18 protein-coding genes are annotated in these 17,694 nt (G+C 53.2%); 3 read left to right on the top strand and 15 right to left on the bottom strand.

Annotated elements, in window-relative coordinates; all coding sequences use genetic code 11:
- Positions 1 to 6: 6 nt before the first annotated feature.
- The 3 genes from ACSV5M_RS12550 to ACSV5M_RS12560 all read right to left on the bottom strand — a co-directional run bounded on the left by ACSV5M_RS12550 (position 7) and on the right by ACSV5M_RS12560 (position 3,567).
- The gene (locus ACSV5M_RS12550; RefSeq protein ID WP_439176579.1) at positions 7 to 432 is read right to left on the bottom strand and encodes an ExbD/TolR family protein; all 426 of its coding nucleotides are present in this window, start codon (positions 430 to 432) and stop codon (positions 7 to 9) included.
- A gap of 32 nt (positions 433 to 464) precedes the next feature.
- A complete protein-coding gene (locus tag ACSV5M_RS12555) occupies positions 465 to 1,091 on the bottom strand; it encodes a MotA/TolQ/ExbB proton channel family protein (RefSeq protein WP_087468923.1) in 627 nt (208 codons plus the stop codon).
- 139 nt (positions 1,092 to 1,230) lie between these two features.
- Positions 1,231 to 3,567 (bottom strand): DNA internalization-related competence protein ComEC/Rec2, encoded by a 2,337-nt coding sequence (locus tag ACSV5M_RS12560; RefSeq protein WP_439176580.1) that lies wholly within the window; start codon positions 3,565 to 3,567, stop codon positions 1,231 to 1,233.
- 231 nt (positions 3,568 to 3,798) lie between these two features.
- Here ACSV5M_RS12560 and ACSV5M_RS12565 point away from each other — a divergent pair, with 231 nt between their 5' ends.
- A complete protein-coding gene (locus tag ACSV5M_RS12565) occupies positions 3,799 to 4,371 on the top strand; it encodes a DUF2062 domain-containing protein (protein ID WP_439176581.1) in 573 nt (190 codons plus the stop codon).
- Here the strand turns inward: ACSV5M_RS12565 and ACSV5M_RS12570 are convergent.
- Genes ACSV5M_RS12570 through ACSV5M_RS12580 form a run of 3 tightly spaced genes read right to left on the bottom strand, consistent with a single transcriptional unit; the run spans position 4,362 to position 7,511 of the window.
- Positions 4,362 to 5,597: a lipoprotein-releasing ABC transporter permease subunit gene (locus ACSV5M_RS12570; protein WP_439176582.1), complete on the bottom strand. Its 1,236-nt coding sequence runs from the start codon at positions 5,595 to 5,597 to the stop codon at positions 4,362 to 4,364. The genes ACSV5M_RS12565 and ACSV5M_RS12570 overlap by 10 nt on opposite strands.
- A gap of 2 nt (positions 5,598 to 5,599) precedes the next feature.
- The gene (gene lolD, locus ACSV5M_RS12575; RefSeq protein WP_439176583.1) at positions 5,600 to 6,280 is read right to left on the bottom strand and encodes a lipoprotein-releasing ABC transporter ATP-binding protein LolD; all 681 of its coding nucleotides are present in this window, start codon (positions 6,278 to 6,280) and stop codon (positions 5,600 to 5,602) included.
- Entirely contained in the window at positions 6,273 to 7,511 is a 1,239-nt protein-coding gene (locus ACSV5M_RS12580; protein WP_439176584.1) for a lipoprotein-releasing ABC transporter permease subunit, read from the bottom strand. Before ACSV5M_RS12580 ends, lolD begins: the two co-directional genes overlap by 8 nt.
- Before the next feature lie 114 nt (positions 7,512 to 7,625).
- Here ACSV5M_RS12580 and ACSV5M_RS12585 point away from each other — a divergent pair, with 114 nt between their 5' ends.
- Both ACSV5M_RS12585 and ACSV5M_RS12590 read left to right on the top strand, forming a co-directional pair.
- A complete protein-coding gene (locus ACSV5M_RS12585; RefSeq protein WP_439176585.1) occupies positions 7,626 to 8,192 on the top strand; it encodes a PilZ domain-containing protein in 567 nt (188 codons plus the stop codon).
- Between the two features lie 17 nt (positions 8,193 to 8,209).
- Positions 8,210 to 8,494 (top strand): hypothetical protein, encoded by a 285-nt coding sequence (locus ACSV5M_RS12590; RefSeq protein WP_439176586.1) that lies wholly within the window; start codon positions 8,210 to 8,212, stop codon positions 8,492 to 8,494.
- A gap of 66 nt (positions 8,495 to 8,560) precedes the next feature.
- Here the strand turns inward: ACSV5M_RS12590 and sthA are convergent, their stop codons facing one another.
- From sthA to ACSV5M_RS12635, 9 genes are read right to left on the bottom strand one after another with little or no spacing between them, the layout of a single operon-like run.
- Entirely contained in the window at positions 8,561 to 9,958 is a 1,398-nt protein-coding gene (sthA, locus tag ACSV5M_RS12595) for a Si-specific NAD(P)(+) transhydrogenase (protein ID WP_439176587.1), read from the bottom strand.
- 58 nt (positions 9,959 to 10,016) lie between these two features.
- Positions 10,017 to 10,259, bottom strand: a complete 243-nt coding sequence (gene nqrM / locus ACSV5M_RS12600) for a (Na+)-NQR maturation NqrM (RefSeq protein WP_439176588.1) — start codon at positions 10,257 to 10,259, stop codon at positions 10,017 to 10,019.
- A gap of 18 nt (positions 10,260 to 10,277) precedes the next feature.
- The gene (locus ACSV5M_RS12605) at positions 10,278 to 11,282 is read right to left on the bottom strand and encodes an FAD:protein FMN transferase (protein WP_439176589.1); all 1,005 of its coding nucleotides are present in this window, start codon (positions 11,280 to 11,282) and stop codon (positions 10,278 to 10,280) included.
- 49 nt (positions 11,283 to 11,331) lie between these two features.
- Positions 11,332 to 12,555 carry an NADH:ubiquinone reductase (Na(+)-transporting) subunit F gene (nqrF, locus tag ACSV5M_RS12610; RefSeq protein WP_439176590.1) on the bottom strand — a complete coding sequence of 408 codons (1,224 nt, stop codon included), beginning with the start codon at positions 12,553 to 12,555 and terminating at the stop codon, positions 11,332 to 11,334.
- A 20-nt stretch (positions 12,556 to 12,575) separates the two neighbouring features.
- Positions 12,576 to 13,184, bottom strand: a complete 609-nt coding sequence (gene nqrE / locus ACSV5M_RS12615; protein WP_439176591.1) for an NADH:ubiquinone reductase (Na(+)-transporting) subunit E — start codon at positions 13,182 to 13,184, stop codon at positions 12,576 to 12,578.
- Between the two features lie 2 nt (positions 13,185 to 13,186).
- Positions 13,187 to 13,843 (bottom strand): NADH:ubiquinone reductase (Na(+)-transporting) subunit D, encoded by a 657-nt coding sequence (locus ACSV5M_RS12620; protein ID WP_439176592.1) that lies wholly within the window; start codon positions 13,841 to 13,843, stop codon positions 13,187 to 13,189.
- Between the two features lie 3 nt (positions 13,844 to 13,846).
- Positions 13,847 to 14,623, bottom strand: a complete 777-nt coding sequence (locus tag ACSV5M_RS12625) for a Na(+)-translocating NADH-quinone reductase subunit C (protein WP_439176593.1) — start codon at positions 14,621 to 14,623, stop codon at positions 13,847 to 13,849.
- Complete coding sequence (locus tag ACSV5M_RS12630; RefSeq protein WP_439176594.1) at positions 14,616 to 15,821, bottom strand: NADH:ubiquinone reductase (Na(+)-transporting) subunit B; 1,206 nt, start codon at positions 15,819 to 15,821, stop codon at positions 14,616 to 14,618. Before ACSV5M_RS12630 ends, ACSV5M_RS12625 begins: the two co-directional genes overlap by 8 nt.
- Before the next feature lie 3 nt (positions 15,822 to 15,824).
- The gene (locus tag ACSV5M_RS12635; protein ID WP_439176595.1) at positions 15,825 to 17,168 is read right to left on the bottom strand and encodes a Na(+)-translocating NADH-quinone reductase subunit A; all 1,344 of its coding nucleotides are present in this window, start codon (positions 17,166 to 17,168) and stop codon (positions 15,825 to 15,827) included.
- Between the last annotated feature and the right edge of the window lie 526 nt (positions 17,169 to 17,694).

Raw genomic sequence — 17,694 nt, forward strand, 5'->3', positions numbered from 1 at the left:
GAAAACTTATTCCGTCTCCGGGTCGGGTTGACGCGAGGTAATACTGAGCTGGACAAAACCCAATTGACCGGCGGCATCCATCGCCGTTACAACGAACTGATGCGGCGTGTTGGCATCCGCTGTAATACTGAGCGGCAGCTTGGTGTTGCCCTGGGATAATTTTTCCAGCGCGGACTTCAGGGTTTCCACTTTGTTATTGACCAGGCTGTGGCCATTCACCGAAAAATGCCCTTGCGCACTGATGACAACATCCAGCTGTTCCTGGGTTTCGGTGCTGGGCTCGCCCACCGCTTCCGGTAAATCCACACTCAAATGGGTTTCTTTGGTAAAGGTGGTCGATACCATAAAAAACAACAACAGAATAAAGACCACATCAATCAACGGCGTCAGGTTAACGCCCTCTTCTTCTCTGGGCTGGCGACGGAATTTCATGGCGTCATCCTCGGGCTCAATGGATTCAAGGATTAAACCACTTTCACATCAACGCGGCGGTCGCTGTGCAAAGCATCCACCAGTTTGATGGCTTCCTCTTCCATGGTGACGACGATGGAATCGATGCGACGCAAAAAGAAGCGATGAAAAATCATGGCGGGAATCGCCACAATCAAACCGGCAGCGGTGGTGACCAGCGCAACAGAAATACCACCGGCCAGCACTTCGGTATTACCTGTGCCCTGTATCATGATGGCATTGAACACCTGGATCATACCGATAACGGTGCCGAGCAAGCCTAATAAGGGCGCGATATTGGCGATGGTGCCGAGCACGCTGATATAACGCTCCAGCTCGTGCACAACCTGGGTGGCAGCTTCCTGGATACTGTCTTTCATCACTTCTCGGCCGTGGCGGGAATTGCTCAAACCCGCGGCCAGAATCTGGCCCAACATGGACGATTGTTTCAGTTCGCGCAATTTGGTTGCATCGACCTGATTGTTCTTGATCCAACTCCACACCTGGGCGAGCAAATGACGCGGTGCAATCTTGGCTGGGTTCAATGTCCAGTAGCGCTCAATGCAGATAGCAATAACAGCGACCGAGCAAATAATGATGGGGATCATCAACCAACCGCCAGACATAATGATTTCTAACACGTCATCTTCCTCTTCAAGCCGGACTGCACCCAATGCAGGTTTTTCGGGGCGGTACATTACCATAAGCAACGAAGAAAACCATGCCGGGGTTCGTTTTTCACGACTTTTGCATGCAGCCGATCATGAGGCTGAACAAAGCTTAATCAAACCAGTAGCGCGGCTGATAGAGACGCTGTTGTCGCACAGGTTGGAGCACCCCCTCACGCCAGGAAAACACCAGGGCGCCGCCCTCCGCCGTATTGAAGGCGCGACTCCCGCGAGCGGCATAACGTGCAACCACCTCTTGATGCGGATGGCCGTGCTGGCTGCGATAACCCGCGCTGTACACCACAAATGCCGGCCGAACATGGCTGACAAATGTCGAGGTGGATGAACTGCGACTGCCGTGATGCGATGCCACCACCAAGGTAAGTGCCTCCGGCAAATGGCCGTGATTAACCAACCGGTTTTCAACCCGACCTTCGATATCACCGGGCAATAAAATCCTTTGTCCGGCGTATTCAATCAACAGCACACAGGAGTGATTATTCGCGTTACCTGATGTCCCACGAAATACCTCTGCGGTTGGCACAAAGCTGAAGTGCACCTGATTCCATTGCCAGTTTTCATACCCGTGACAGTTATGGATCGGCACCTGATTGTTCAGCAAGGCCTTTGCTTTTATCGGCTCTCCCGCCACGACTTCTTGTATCGTCAAATTTTTGATAATGCCTTGCACACCGCCGGAATGATCCTTGTCGTGATGACTGACAATCAATTTATTTACCTGGGAAATACCCCGCTGGCGCAGGTAAGGCACCACGATGGCGCCGCCGGCTTCAAACTTGTCGCTGTAGGCTGGGCCGGTGTCGTATATCAGGCGGTGATCCGGTGTCTCCACCACCACAGCCAAGCCCTGCCCGACATCCAGAATGGTGAGCGTGAGGGGCGGCGGTATTTTCCCGGGTAAGATCAGCGCGGTGAGCAATGCGGGGTAACCCAGCCAACGACCGGCAATCCCGCGCGGCAGCAAGAGCAACAGGACGCCGATCAAGGCAATTACCAACGCCCAGCCCTGTAGGCTGATAACCGGGTTTGATTGAGTGCTGCCCAGGTCGAGGAGGCTCTGCAGCCAGGCATCCAGGACACGCAATCCAAGGTCTGCCAGTTGAAGCAACCAATGACTCAATAACGGAAAAATGCTCTGAATCACCGCCGCCAACAACAGTGGCGGCACCACCAGGATGGTGACCAAAGGAATAGCAATCAGGTTGGCCAATGGCGCCAAGAGAGAGACCTGGTTGAGCAGTACGCCGAGGGGCAACAGCAGGCCAATAAAGATGGTCCACTGGCTGCGAACAAGCCCGCGTAGCCAGTGGACGGGTGCGAAAGATTGCCTTGCGCCATAGCGACCGGCAAAGCAAAACAACAGCACCGCCACGGCGCCAAAGGATAACCAGAATCCCATGTCGTAGGCCGCCAAGGGATCACTGATCACCACACTGACCAACGCGAGGCTGAAGATATGGCTGACCCGGTAAGAACGCCGCCACAGATAAACCAGTTGCACCACCAGGATCATCACCAGAGCGCGCTGGGTTGGCAGGGTAAAGCCTGCCAGGGCACTGTAGCCCAGCGCGAACAACATAGCGCCAAGATAACCTGGCACTAACGCCGGACACGGGTGATACATCAGGTTAATACAGCGCCCGATAAGGCTGCCCAGAACGAAACCAGCCACGGCCAAAAATCCCACATGCAAACCCGAAATAGCCACCAGATGGTTAACCCCGGTTAACTGCATGCGACGCCATTGCTCAGCATCCATCATGGATCGGTCGCCGATCAGCAGCGCCAACATTACCGCGCTCTGGGGACTGTCGGTGCCAGCTAATAACCAATCGCGCAAAGCGTGCCGATGAGCGCCGATATCCCACGTTTCGGCCATCCCTATCCGTTGGGTCAAGCGGCTTTCGCGCACATAACCAACACCGCCAATACCACGTCGCATTAGCCAGACCTGATAATCAAACCCGCCCGGATTGACGAAACCGCGCGGTCGTTTCAGGCGGACCTGCCATTGCCAGCGCTCGCCGCTGCGCACCACGACTGCGTCCTTCGCATACCAGCTCAATTGAAGCTTCTCCGGAAAGTCGGCGATGGCAGTGTGGGCATCATCGAGAAGGTATGCCGCATCAACCTGCAATACGAACCGCTGGCGGCGTTCATCAATCACCGGTAAATCCACCACGCGTCCGGACACCATCAAGTCCCGGCCCACTAAATCCTGAGGTAGTTGATTGGCCAGTATGCCGTAGCCATAAACCACACCCCAGCCAATGCCGATGGCATAAGCCAGCACAACCCTGAAGCGGGGAATACGAAGCGCAATCAGCAGAAGCGGAACCAGCGAAAGCAGCCATGGAATAGGCGGCAGATACGGCAGAAAACCAACCGTGAGGATACCGCCCGCGAGGGCGAGGAGATAAACGGGCATGCAAACATCCTTGAGCAACCAGATCCATGTAATGCGTGATTATGCATCACACAAGTGTGATATCAAGGTGGAATTCGCGCCCACAATGATCGACACGCCAAGGTGGAACCTTGCAGGGATTCAACTTTCAGAGCGACAGGTGTGCATAGTGTCGGCAATCATTTCGATGCATAATGCGCGCCTCCATCAGCTGTGATACAGCTTTACCCGTAACTAACGCAACAGGCGCCAATGGCACGTAAGTTATTCAGACGTTACCTCCCCTCCGCAGCCAAGGTTAAAAATAACCCTTCGCTGCATTTTCTAGGCGATCTGTTGCACGATCCTAACCTGTTCCATCTTAATCGCCACTCTGTTTCGGTAGCCTTCTTTGTCGGCATTTTTATCGCGTTTATTCCGATCCCGGGACAGATGCCGGTGGCTGCTTTAGCGGCCTTGCTGGTGCGCTGTAACCTGCCGATCTCCGTTGCCCTCGTCTGGCTGACCAACCCACTCACCATGCCAGCAATTTTTTTCGCCACCTATCAACTGGGCCGCTGGATATTGGGTGTACCACCTATCTCCGTGTCCCTGGAATTGTCCTGGGACTGGTTGGTCAATGAATTCGTGCTGATCTGGAAACCGCTGATTGTAGGGTCACTGTTGTGCGGTTTGATCTTCGGCTCCCTGGGATATGTGGCGATCCAGATTTTCTGGCGCTGGCATGTCGTAAAAGGCTGGAACAAACGGAAGAAACGCCCCAAAGCGGCGGCTAATGAAGCGCTGAAACAGGATGATCTGGCGGACAAGCAGGATTATTCGTAACGCAAGGCTTCCGCTGGCTGAACGCGGCTGGCACGCCAGGCGGGATACAGCGCCGCAAAAAAGCTGATGATCAGGGCGGTGACCGCAATTTGCGCTACATCCGACCATTGCAGGTCCGACGGCAAATAACTGATGGGATACACATCAGACTCCAGAAAGCGAACATTCAGCAGTCGTTCCAGCCACTGCACGGCATCCGTCACACACAGCGATAACAGCACACCCACGGCGACACCGAGGGCCGTTCCGATCAGGCCGATCAAACCGCCCTGCACCATAAAAATACCGATAATCTCACCGGTCGAGGCACCCAGCGTGCGCAGGATAGCGATATCACCCTGCTTGTCTACCACCACCATAATCAGCGTCGAGACCAGGTTAAAGGCGGCGATGGCGATAATCAAAAACAGCAACATCTCCACCAGATTCTTCGACATGTGAATCGCTTCATAGAGATTGCCCTGGGTGCGGGTCCAGTCAGAACCGTAGAAGCCGGGCGGTAACGCGTTGACCAACTGGCGTACGACGGAGGGCGCGCTGAACAGATCATTTACCTGCAAGCGGATGCCGGTCACCGTACCGGGAAACTCGGACAAGGACGAGGCGGCTTCCAGCCCCATCAGGGCTAACCCATGATCAATCTCCGTGCCGCTATCGAATATCGCCAGCACCGTCAGCATGCGGATGTTCGGAGTGGGATTGCCCCCGCCGGTACGCGGAATGATCAAGCTGACCGAGTCCCCCGGCTCCACCTGCAAGGTATCCGCGATCCCGCGACCAATCAGGATGCCCTGGCTGGACTGGCTTAACTGTTCAAAGCCCTGCTCGGGCAGATACTCCTTTAACGAGGACAAACGCGCTTCCTGCGCCGGATCAATACCAAACAGGTTGACCGGCGATACCCGCTTTTGGTGAGCCAACAACCCCTGCAATTGGACAAAAGGCGCCGCCGCGAGAACCTGCGGATGCGCCTCCAACTCGTCGATCAGCGGCTGCGGTTCTTCAATGCCGTAACGTTGATAAATGGTCGCCTGAGGCATGATGCCCAGGATGCGCTCGCGGAGCTCGCGATCAAAGCCGTTCATGATCGACATGACCAGCACCAGCAAAGCCACCCCAATCACCAGACTGGCGATGGACAATGAAGAGATAAACGAAACCAACTGGCTGTGACGGCGAGAAATACCGTAGCGCGCACCGACAAGGAAAGTGAGTTTATTAAGCACGGTTACACCAGCGTCCCGTCGGACAGGGTCAGGGTACGGTCCATACGCGCCGCCAGCCGCTGGTCGTGAGTCACCACCACAAAGCTGGTGCCGATAGTCTGGTTCAGCTCCAGCATTAACTGCTGGATACTGTCGGCGGCGTGAGAGTCGAGGTTGCCGGTGGGTTCATCCATCAACACACAGGCCGGGTTAGTCACCAGGGCGCGGGCAATGGCCACCCGCTGACGCTCTCCACCGGACAGCTCCGAAGGTTTGTGCTGCACCCGTTCCGCCAAACCAACCCGTGCCAGCATCGCTGACGCGCGTTCTTTGGCTGCCGCTGTGGCCTGGCGGCCGATCAACAAGGGCATGGATACATTTTCCAGCGCGGTAAATTCCGGCAACAGATGATGAAACTGATAGACAAAGCCAAGGCTGCGATTGCGCAGGCGCCCCCGCTGGTCAGCGCTCATCTGCGACAGCTGTTGTCCGACGACAATCACCTCACCCTGATCAGGGACATCCAATCCGCCTAGGATATTCAGCAGCGTGGACTTACCCGAACCGGATGCGCCCACAATCGCCACCCGTTCACCGGCATGGATTTGCAGGTTTACCCCATTCAGCACGCTGACCTGTTGCGGCCCCTGGGAATAGTTTTTATAGACTTGATGGCAGGTCAAGACCGCCTGTTGATTACTCATAACGCAAGGCCTCTGCCGGTTCGATCTTCGCGGCGCGATATGCAGGATACAAGGTGGCGACCACACTCAGGGTCAGTGCCAGGCCGCAGATAAACGCAACGTCCTGCCACATCAATACCGAGGGAAGCTGGGTGATAAAAAAGACATCGGGGTTAAAGATCTGCCAGCCAAACAAGGCTTCGAAGAACCCCATGATGGCATTGAGCGACTGCGCCACCAGGCAACCGATAAGGGCACCGATCAGCGTCCCCGCGACACCCACCGCACTGCCCTGCACCACAAAGATGGCCATCACTTGTCGAGCGGTGAGTCCCAGGGTACGCAAGACGGCGATGTCTGACCGCTTGTCAGCCACCATCAATACCAGGCTGGAAACGATATTGAACGCTGCCACCGCGATGATGATGCACAACAGGGCCGCAATAACGATCTTCTCCATCTTCACCGCTTGGAACAGGCTGCCCTGGGTCTGGCTCCAATCCTTGACGGTGTAGCTTTCACCGAAATCGCCCGCAATGTCACCCATCACCGTGCCCGCGCGGTAAATATCGGTCACCTTCACATGCAAGCCTTGCACTCCCTGATAGCGAAACAGGCGCCTGGCATCGTCGATATGAATCATCGCGAGGGTCTGGTCTACCTGGGCTCCCACTTCGAAGACACCCACCAGCGTAAACGGGCGCGTACGCGGAAACACACCGGCCGGCGTAATGTTGATATCCGAGAGCGTCAGGTTCACCTTGTCTCCGGGAGCAATACCGAGGGAGCGCGCCAACAAGCGGCCCATGACGATGCCAAATTCACCGGGTCGCAAGTCTGTGCTGGAGCCAACGATCATGTTCTGCTCCAGTACCGAAACGCGGTTTTCCGCTTCCGGTAAGATGCCTTGCAATTGGATACTTTCAACGCCCCGGTCATAGCTGATCAGGGCGAAGCCGCCAATGTAAGGCGCCGTGGCCACCACCTCCGGGTGTTGCTCAACCTGCCGGGAAACGGATTGCCAGTCACGCATTTGCGGGTGTTGATCAATAAAGCCGTGGGGAATAACACTGAGGATGCGCTGCTTCATCTCCCGATCAAAACCGTTCATTACAGACAGCACAATAATCAATGCCATCACGCCCAGGGCCATACCCAGAAGTGAAAATCCGCTGACAAAGGAAATGAATTGGTTGCGACGTTTCGCGCGGGTATAACGTAGACCAATATAGAGGGGGATGTTTTTCAGCATGGAGCGCATTTAAACCTAATGCCCGAAGGAGCACAAGCGGCCAACACACAATCACCGCAGCAGTTGCGGGATGATGTGCTATCTTATGGAAAGCTGGTTACCGGGATAAAGATCATGTCTGAACGCCGCAGTTTTTTTCGCATCGATGAAAGTATTGCGCTGGAATATAAAGAGGTAGATGAAAAGACCGCTAATTCCAGTGAACCGGAAACGCTCTACCAGGATGCTGCCGATATCAAGCTGTACGCCGAGCTGAAAAAAATCGACAGTGATACCGCGCAGCTGTTGTATCAGATCAAGGATAACAACCGCGCGCTGGGTGAATACCTGCACAATATCAACCGCAAGATAGAACTGCTTACCCAACGCCTGATGGCAGAACACAAACCCGCCGCCCTGACCCGTATTACCCGGCAGGTGAACCTGAGCGAAGGCGGTATTGCCTTCGGGTGTGAAAAGCCTATTGCACAACAGAGTTTTATCGCGATGCGGCTCACGTTTTTGCCGTCCTACGCCGGGCTGATTTTATTTGCCAAAGTGATACGCTGTGAACTGAGTAGCGCTGGCGACTATCAAATTGCGGCAAAATTTCATCGGATCAACGACTCACAACAACAATTGATCGGCCAGCAGATCATGCGTGCTCAAATGGCCGAGCGCCGACTTAAACAACAATACTGATCATGCAGGATAAGCCCATGAAAAAAACATTACTGATCATCCTTGTCTCTTGTTCCGCCTTGCTGACACTGCCAGCACTTGCCGAAACCGTGCGTGTACCCGTGGGTCAGCAAGCCGATATTGCCAAACCGCGCACCGGTGTCACCAAGGCCGCTGTCGAGGCGCAATTTGGTGAGCCCATCAGCAAACAAGGGCCGGTAGGTGATCCACCCATTTCATCCTGGGAATATGCAGACTTCGTGGTGTATTTTGAACACGACCACGTGATCCACAGCGTAGCCAAACATCGCCAGAAAAATTAATCCCCGCCCAATAAAAAAGCCGCGCAGGTATTCCAACGCGCGGCTTTTCTTTTTCCATCGACCGTTCTAGCGGCGATTGATTCGGTTGATCCCATCCAGGGCAGCAATACGATATGCCTCCGCCATGGTCGGATAGTTAAATGTCGTGTTGAGGAAGTAACGAATGGTATTACCCTCGCCTTTCTGCCGCATGATCGCCTGACCGATGTGGACAATCTCGGCAGCCTCGGCACCAAAGCAATGTACACCCAGAATTTCCATGGTATCGACATGGAATAACAATTTAAGCATGCCGACATCTTCGCCACTGATCTGGCCGCGCGCCGTGTTTTTAAACAGCGCCCGCCCAACTTCGTAAGGCACGCGTGCCGCCGTTAATTCGGTTTCTGTTTTACCGACCGAACTGATCTCCGGCAAGGTGTAAATGCCAGTGGGCACATCCTCAACCAGAGGACAATCCCCACCGATAATGCCGCCGGATACTGAACGCCCTTGTCCAAATGATGCACTGGCCAAACTGGGCCAACCAATCACATCGCCCACAGCATAAATATTGTCAACCGCCGTGCGATAACAATCGTCCACCTTCAGGTTACCGCGATGATCTGCCTGCAAACCCACAGCCGCCAGATTCAGGTTATCGGTATTGCCGCTGCGCCCGTTACACCAGAGAATGGCATCAGCTTTTAATCGCTTGCCGGATTTCAGGTGCAGAGTGACGCTGCTATCGCGCGCATCAATCGCTTCATATTCCTCGCTGTGACGCACGGTTACACCGCTGTCACGCAAGTGATAACTCAAGGCGTCAGAGATTTCATCATCGAGAAATGACAGCAAACGATCACGGTTATTAATCAGGTCAACACGCACTCCCATCCCGGAAAATATCGAAGCGTATTCGCACCCGATCACACCGGCACCGTAAATAATGAGGTGCCGCGGCGTATGCTGCATTTCAAGTATGGTATCGCTGTCGTAAACCCGCGGATGATCAAAATTGATGTCAGCAGGCCGATAAGGGCGCGAGCCCGTCGCAATGACAATGCTGCCGGCGGTAATGGTTTCGCGCGCGCCGTCCAGCAGGTCAACGGTGACCGTATGATTATCAACAAATGCAGCGCGACCCATGTGCAGGGTCACGCGATTACGCACATAAAAATTGGTATGTAGTTCGACCTGTTTGGGAATCACTTGTCGGGCCGATTGCAGAATACGTGGAAAAGTCAGGCGACGACTATCGCCAATTTCACGAAAGAGATTACTGGATTTGTAATGAATAATTTGTTTGACAACATGGCGCAGGGATTTTGAGGGAATGGTCCCTTTATGCGCACAGTTTCCACCTACCACCTGGCGATTCTCTACTACACCCACACGCTTACCGGCTTTGGCCGCCGTAATCGCCGCACTTTCACCCGACGGCCCTGAACCGATCACCAAGACATCGTAAACATGGTCAGCCACTTTAATTTCCTCTTGAACCGAATAACCAAATAATCACCCCAAGCTACCGACACAATTGTTATTTTTTATTAGTTGTTACTTCGTAAGCCAAAGATTTTTCTGCGTTCGCGGCAGTCTGTTGTTTTTCTTCACACTTGCTTTCATCGCCGCCACAAATATCACACACATATTCTTTTTCGCCCAGCGCCTTTCCGACACCACCACAGGAACCGGTAATGGGCTTGCGGCCGAAGATGACACCCACGGACATCAAGGCCACCACAACCAGCATAAACACCAGCGTTACCAATAACGTACCCATAATATTTACCTCAATAATTCATCGATAAGGTTCAAAAGCCGTTGAATAACGATCGCTGAAACCCTCATCCTCTTTGACAATCATGTAAACCGCTAATTTCTCGCGATTGGCCACTTCCATGCCGCGCTCCGGACCTAGCACATTGATCGCGGTAGCCCAACCATCGGCTTCCGCTGAGGTCCTGGCGATAACCGTGACGGATGCGAGGCGATGCGTAATCGGATAACCGGTTTGCGGATCGATGGTGTGTGAGTAGCGCTTGCCGTCCTGCTCGAAATAATTGCGGTAATCACCCGACGTAGCCATACCGACATCAGTCAGCGAAATAGCCTTGTGCACGCTCTGCTGCACCATTGATGGCTGCTCAATAGCGATACGCCAGGGCTGGCCTTTGCCATTGGTGCCTTTGACGCGAATTTCCCCGCCGATTTCAACCATATAATGATTGATGCCCTGCTGCGCAAGATAATCCGCAATCCAATCCACACCGTAGCCCTTGGCAATGGCAGAAAGATCGAGCTTGATATCAGCCAATTTGCGCGCTTGCCCATCCACCAATTCCAGCTTGTGATACCCCATCATCGCTTTGGCGTCAGCGATAGCTTCCGCATCAGGCACATCATCCTCGTGTTTACCGGGCCCAAAGCCCCATAAATTCACCAGCGGGCCGACGGTAATATCAAACGCACCGCCACTGCGTTCGCTGATCTGCTGACTCAACCGCAAAACTTCTTCCAGTGGTTTCGATAAGGTGTACAACTCACCTGCACTGGCCGAGTTAAACAACATCAACTCAGAAACAGGGATATAGGTCGACATATGCTGATTAATTTTTTGCAGCTCAACATCAACTGCTTTTTGTAACGTGGTTGCATCTACCTTGAGCGACTCATCTTCATCAGCAACCAACGTAATGTGATACGTCGTCCCCATGGTTTCGCCGGCAAACCGCAGCGTGTCCCGCTCTGCCTGACCGCAGCCACTTAATAACACCACACCAAAAAACAAAAACGAGGTCAGCAACGCTGACCTCGTTTCGCAGTTTGGTAAAAAGAACTTAAACAAACCGATCTTAGCCACCAAAGTCATCCAGCATAATGTTTTCGTCTTCTACACCCAGGCTCTTCAAGAGCTTGATCACTGCGGCGTTCATCATTGGTGGGCCGCACATGTAGAATTCGCAATCTTCCGGTGCCGGGTGGTCTTTCAGGTAATTTTCATAGAGAACATTATGAATAAACCCGGTCAGGCCGCTCCAGTTATCTTCCGGTTGTGGATCTGACAAGGCCACATACCAGTTGAAGTTCTCATTCTCTTCTTGCAACTGATCATATTCTTCTTTGTAGAAGAGTTCGCGCAGAGAGCGAGCACCGTACCAGAAAGTCATCTTACGCTTGGTCTTGATGCGGCGCAGCTGATCAAAGATGTGCGAACGCATGGGAGCCATACCCGCACCACCACCGATGAAGACCATCTCATTGTCAGTGTCCTTGGCGAAGAATTCACCGAAGGGACCGTACACCTTGATCTTGTCTCCCGGCTTCAGGCTGAACACGTAAGACGACATAATGCCCGGCGGAATGCCTTGTGACTTGGGCGGCGGCGTTGCAATACGGATATTGAACTTAACGATGCCCTTCTCATCCGGATAGTTCGCCATGGAGTAGGCGCGAATCACCGGCTCAGTCACCTTTGATTCCAGATTAAAGAAACCGAAACGTTCCCAGTCACCACGGAATTGCGGCTCGATAGAGAAATCCGAGAATTTCACATGATGCGGTGGGCACTCCAACTGCACATAACCACCCGCACGGAAGTCAACGTTTTCACCTTCCGGCAGACGCAAGGTCAACTCTTTAATGAACGTGGCCACGTTAGGATTGGATTCGACAGTACATTCCCACTGTTTTACACCGAACACATCTTCCGGAACTTCAATCACCATGTCCTGCTTGACCGGCGTCTGGCAAGACAAGCGCCAACCTTCACGGGCATCGCGCTTGGTGAAGTGGCTTTCTTCCGTCGGCAACATAGAGCCACCGCCAGATACCACAATACATTTGCACTGTGCACAGGTACCGCCGCCGCCGCAGGCAGAAGGCAGGAACAAGCCGGCGCCGGACAAGGTTTGCAACAACTTGCCACCGGCCGGAACGGTCAGTTTTTTCTCGCCATTGATATCAATAGTGACATCGCCACTGCTGACCAATTTAGATCGTGCTATCAGGATAACGGCCACCAGCGCGAGCACGATGACCGTAAACATGACAACACCCAATGTAATTTCTATGTTCATGTGTGGTTATACCCCGCTGATTACAGATCGATGCCGCCGAATGACATAAAGCCCAGAGACATCAAACCCACAGTAATGAAGGTGATACCCAAGCCACGCAAACCGTCCGGTACATCGCTATATTTCAATTTCTCACGCACGCCGGCCAATATCACGATAGCCAATGCCCAACCGGCACCAGAGCCTGCGCCGTAGACGATGCTCTCGCCGAAGTTATAGTCGCGCTCCACCATGAACAGAGAACCACCCATGATGGCGCAGTTAACGGTGATCAACGGCAGGAACACGCCCAGTGCGTTGTAAAGTGCGGGAACATATTTATCCAACACCATCTCCATGATTTGCACCACCGCAGCGATTACACCAATGTAAGTAATCAAGCCAAGGAAGCTTAAATCGACATTGGGTAAACCAGCCCAGCTCAGGGCGCCGTTAGCCAGCACGTAGGTGTAGATCAGGTTATTCAGGGGTACGGTGAGTGTCTGTACAACAATAACCGCGATACCCAAACCGATAGCAGCACCGATTTTTTTGGAGATAGCGATAAACGTACACATCCCCAGGAAGAAGGCTAACGCCATGTTCTCAATAAAAACGGCCCGAATAAAAAGGCTTAAATAATATTCCACGATCAAGCCTCCTGAGGTTTGGTGTTGGGAGCGATTTTGAATTCGCTGGCTTCAACCTGATTCTTTTTCCAGGAACGCAAGGCCCAGATAAACAAACCAATCAGGAAGAACGCGCTCGGTGGCAGCAACAGCAAGCCATTAGGTACATACCAACCACCGTCTGTGGTAACAGACAGGATGTCGTAGCCGAGCAATTTGCCTGAACCAAAGAGCTCACGAACGACGGCAAGAGCGATCAGCATGGCGCTATAACCCAAACCGTTACCGATACCATCGAAGAAGCTCGGAATCGGCGGGTTCTTCATGGCGAACGCTTCCGCGCGGCCCATTACGATACAGTTCGTGATGATCAAACCCACAAACACCGACAATTGCTTGCTAACGTCGTAAGCAACGGCTTTGAGGATCTGGTCAACCACAATAACCAGAGACGCAATGATCACCATCTGGATGATGATACGGATGCTGTTCGGTGCATGATTGCGCACAAGGGAAACGAAGAAGTTTGAAAACGCCGTCACCGTGGTCAGTGCGATACACATAACCAGCGTGACTTTCAAACTGCTGGTTACCGCCAATGCAGAGCAGATACCCAGGATTTGTAATGCGATCGGGTTATTCTTAAAGACCGGATCAAACAGAAGCTCTTTCACTTTCATTTCTTAAGCCTCCCCGTTTTTGAGATTGGTCAGGAACGGCTTGTAGCCATTATCACCCAACCAGAAATGTAACAAGTTGTGAACACCGCGGCTGGTCAAGGTTGCACCGGACAGCCCATCCACCTGATGTACGGCATTGCTTGAAGACGAATCAACGGAGCCTTTAATGATGGCAATAGCCACATCACCCTCATCGTAAACTTCTTTGCCGACCCACTTCGCTTTCCATACCGGATTATCCACTTCACCACCCAAGCCTGGAGTTTCCGCGTGTTCGTAGAACACCAGACCGACAACGGTGTTGGCATCCGCTTCCAGCGCCAGAAAACCGTAAAGTGTCGACCACAAGCCGTAACCTTTTACTGGCAGGATGATCTTTTGCAGTTGCTCGTTTTCATCCTGGATCAGGTAAACCACAGAGTAATCTTCGCGACGGGAAATCTTTGCGAGGTCCTCATCAGCACTGAGGTTGGTCGAAAGGCTCGGGTCCTTGCTGGCGCGGCGCTGATCGTAAGACACAGGATCAACCGCATCGGTAAATTTACCGGTTTTCAAATCGACAACACGCGTAACTACACGCTCATTGAAGATAGCGTCAACGTTCTTTCCGGGCTCAAGCAAACCGGCCGCCGACAAAATATTGCGCTTGAAATCCAGCGACTTATTGGCCACCTGCGCCGGACGCAACAGAACGGCAGCAGCAGACACAATCACAGAACAAACGATACACAGCAGTACGGTAACTATGATCGTCTTTTTAATGGAATCATTATTAGACACGTGCCAATCTCCGCTTAACGTTCGCCTGTACAACAAAATGGTCAATCAGCGGGGCAAAGAGGTTGGCAAACAGGATGGCCAACATCATGCCTTCCGGGAAGGCCGGGTTTACCACACGGATAATAACCACCATAAAACCAATCAGCGCACCAAACCAGAGTTTGCCCACGTTGGTCATAGAAGCAGAAACCGGGTCGGTGGCCATGAAGATCATGCCGAATGCAAAACCACCCACCACCATGTGCCAATACCAGGGCATAGCCATCATGGGGTTGCTTTCCGGGTTGCCAACCAGGTTGAACAGCAGCGCGGTGCCCGCCATACCAACCATCACACCCAGCACGATACGCCAGGAAGCGATGCCCATGAACAACAGAACGGCACCACCGATAAAGATAGCCAGCGTTGAGGTCTCGCCAATAGAGCCGTGCATGTTACCCAGGAACGCGTCCATCCAGGTCAAGCCGCCCTTCAGCGCCGCCATGCCGTCTTGTGCAGCGATGGACAGTGCGGTTGCGCCCGAGTAACCATCAACAGCCGTCCAGACGTTATCGCCTGACATTTCTGCCGGATAGGCAAAGAAGAGGAACGCACGTCCCGCCAGCGCCGGGTTAAGGAAGTTTTTACCCGTGCCGCCAAATACCTCTTTACCAATGACCACACCGAAGCTGATGCCCAAAGCCGCCTGCCATAAAGGAACGTCCGGCGGACAAATCAAGGCAAACAAGACGGAGGTTACAAAGAAACCTTCGTTTACCTCGTGGCCACGGATCATCGCGAACAGGACTTCCCAGAAACCACCTACCACGAATACCACAAAGTAGATGGGCAGGAAGTAAGCCGCGCCGTGCCAGAAGCAATCCCAGATACTCTGGGCGTCGTAGCCGGCAAACAAGCCAATAAACGCACCGCGCCAGCCTTCTACCGCCGTCAGGCCCATATCGGCCATGATGGTGTTAGCCTGGAAGCCAACGTTGTACATGCCGTAGAACATGGCGGGGAAAGTACACAACCACACGGTGATCATGATGCGCTTGAGGTCAATACCGTCACGCACATGAGAGGTGGTTTTGGTCACATCAGCGGGACGATAAAAAATGGTATCTACCGCTTCGTAAAGCGCATACCACTTTTCATGCTTGCCACCTTTGTGAAAGTTTGGCTCGATCTTATCGAGAAAATTACGCAGGAAATTCATCTATTAACCCTCCTTCTCGATAAGGGTGAGGTTGTCACGCAAGATCGGGCCGTATTCATATTTACCGGGACATACAAAGGTACACAACGCCAGATCTTCCTCATCCAACTCCAGGGCACCGAGCTTTTGAGCTGTCTCTGTGTCACTGACAATCAGCGAGCGCAACAACTGGGTTGGCAGGATGTCGAGAGGCATGATGTTTTCGTAAGTGCCTACCGGCACCATGGCGCGTTCACTGCCGTTGGTCGTGGTAGTGAAGCCGAATTTCTTACCTTTGATCAGACCTGAGGTGTAGATGCGCAAGGTAGAGAAGAAACCAAAACCGGGACGCAGGTAATGCAGCATCGGACGGTCATTACCTTCCAGTAATACCGACACCTGGTTGTGGTAACGGCCCAAAAAGGCAAACGGACCGCGCGCGGTACGGCCACCAAAAACCGAGCCGGAAATAATACGGTTTATACCGGGCTTGAGTTGCCCGGCCGCCAACTCTTCCAGGCTTGCGCCCAGACGGGTACGCACCAGGCGTGGTTGTTCAACTTGCGGGCCCGCCAGGGACACAACGCGATCAGTAAATAACGTGCCGGTGGTAAACAATTTACCGACAGCAATGACGTCCTGATAGCCAATGGTCCACACCGTCTTGGTAGCACTGACCGGGTCGAGATAGTGAATATGGGTACCGGCATTACCCGCCGGATGGATACCACCGAACTCTTTCACCACCACACGCTCGTTGTTAGGCGCAGGGATATCAGCACCCGGCGCTTTGCACAGGAACACTTTGCCTTCGGTGAGGTGGGAGAGCACCGTGATACCGTGGATAAAATCTTCTGCATGCTCACGGATAACAACATCCGGTTGCGCGGCGAGAGGATTGGTATCAGTAGCGGTAATAAAGAGAGAGTGAGGCTTGCTGTCGAGCGCGGGAACCTTGCTGAACGGACGCGTGCGAAGCGCTGTCCACAGCCCGGCGTTATTCAGGTTGTCGCGCACGGTGTCGGCGGACAAACCGGCAAGCTCAGCAGCGCCGTAGTTTGGGAAAACTTCTGCATCGTCACCTTCAACATCAATAACGACTGATTGCAGCACACGTCCTTCGCCACGATTGATGGCCGATACGGTACCCGCAGCCGGGGCGGTGTATCTGATGCCTTCCGTTTTCTTGTCAGTAAATAGTAGCTGCCCGAGCTTGACCTTGTCCCCTGCCTGCACTGCCATCGTCGGCTTCATACCGTGGTAATCGAAGCCAATAACAGCAACAGAGCGGACCTTGGGACCATCAACGATGGTCTGCTCGGGTGCACCGGATATAGGTAAATCCAATCCCCGACGGATCTTTATCATACGACTCTGCCTAATCACTCGTTGGATAATGTTAGCTCAGCGAAGCCTGAGCCTCTTATGTGAGGAATATTGAACGCGCGGCATATTCTCAACCAACATTATCTGCAAATGCTGGAACCCGATTGAGTTAGGAAGATATCGGAAGCTGCGCGTTAGTCCCCTGGTTGGCGGTATAAAACCCTGCTGTCTTATACGCCGGCACTAGGCCAAGGATGTCAATGTCGGTTATACCGACCCGGAGCTGCACAAGGTGACCCCCAGCATACACCGCATACTGACAAGCTAGTGGCCCATAAAAACGCGGCAATTATAAAGATGGTGACCGGCAAAGGCCAGAGCGATGCTCTCTTTTTATGCATTAAAAACCCCATCGGCGAGAACAAGGGGTTTTAATGAACCGGATTTTGCGCGTTCAACGCGACTGAACACGCAGAATTCCTCAATTCCAGCATCCGCCTCCACAGACGGGTACAGGCCCCGAACAAAGACGGGTACAATGCCGCCTTTCAGATTTATGCGTTGTTGA

It is taken from the genome of Cellvibrio sp. ARAG 10.3, assembly GCF_051846955.1.
Taxonomy (GTDB): Bacteria; Pseudomonadota; Gammaproteobacteria; order Pseudomonadales; family Cellvibrionaceae; genus Cellvibrio.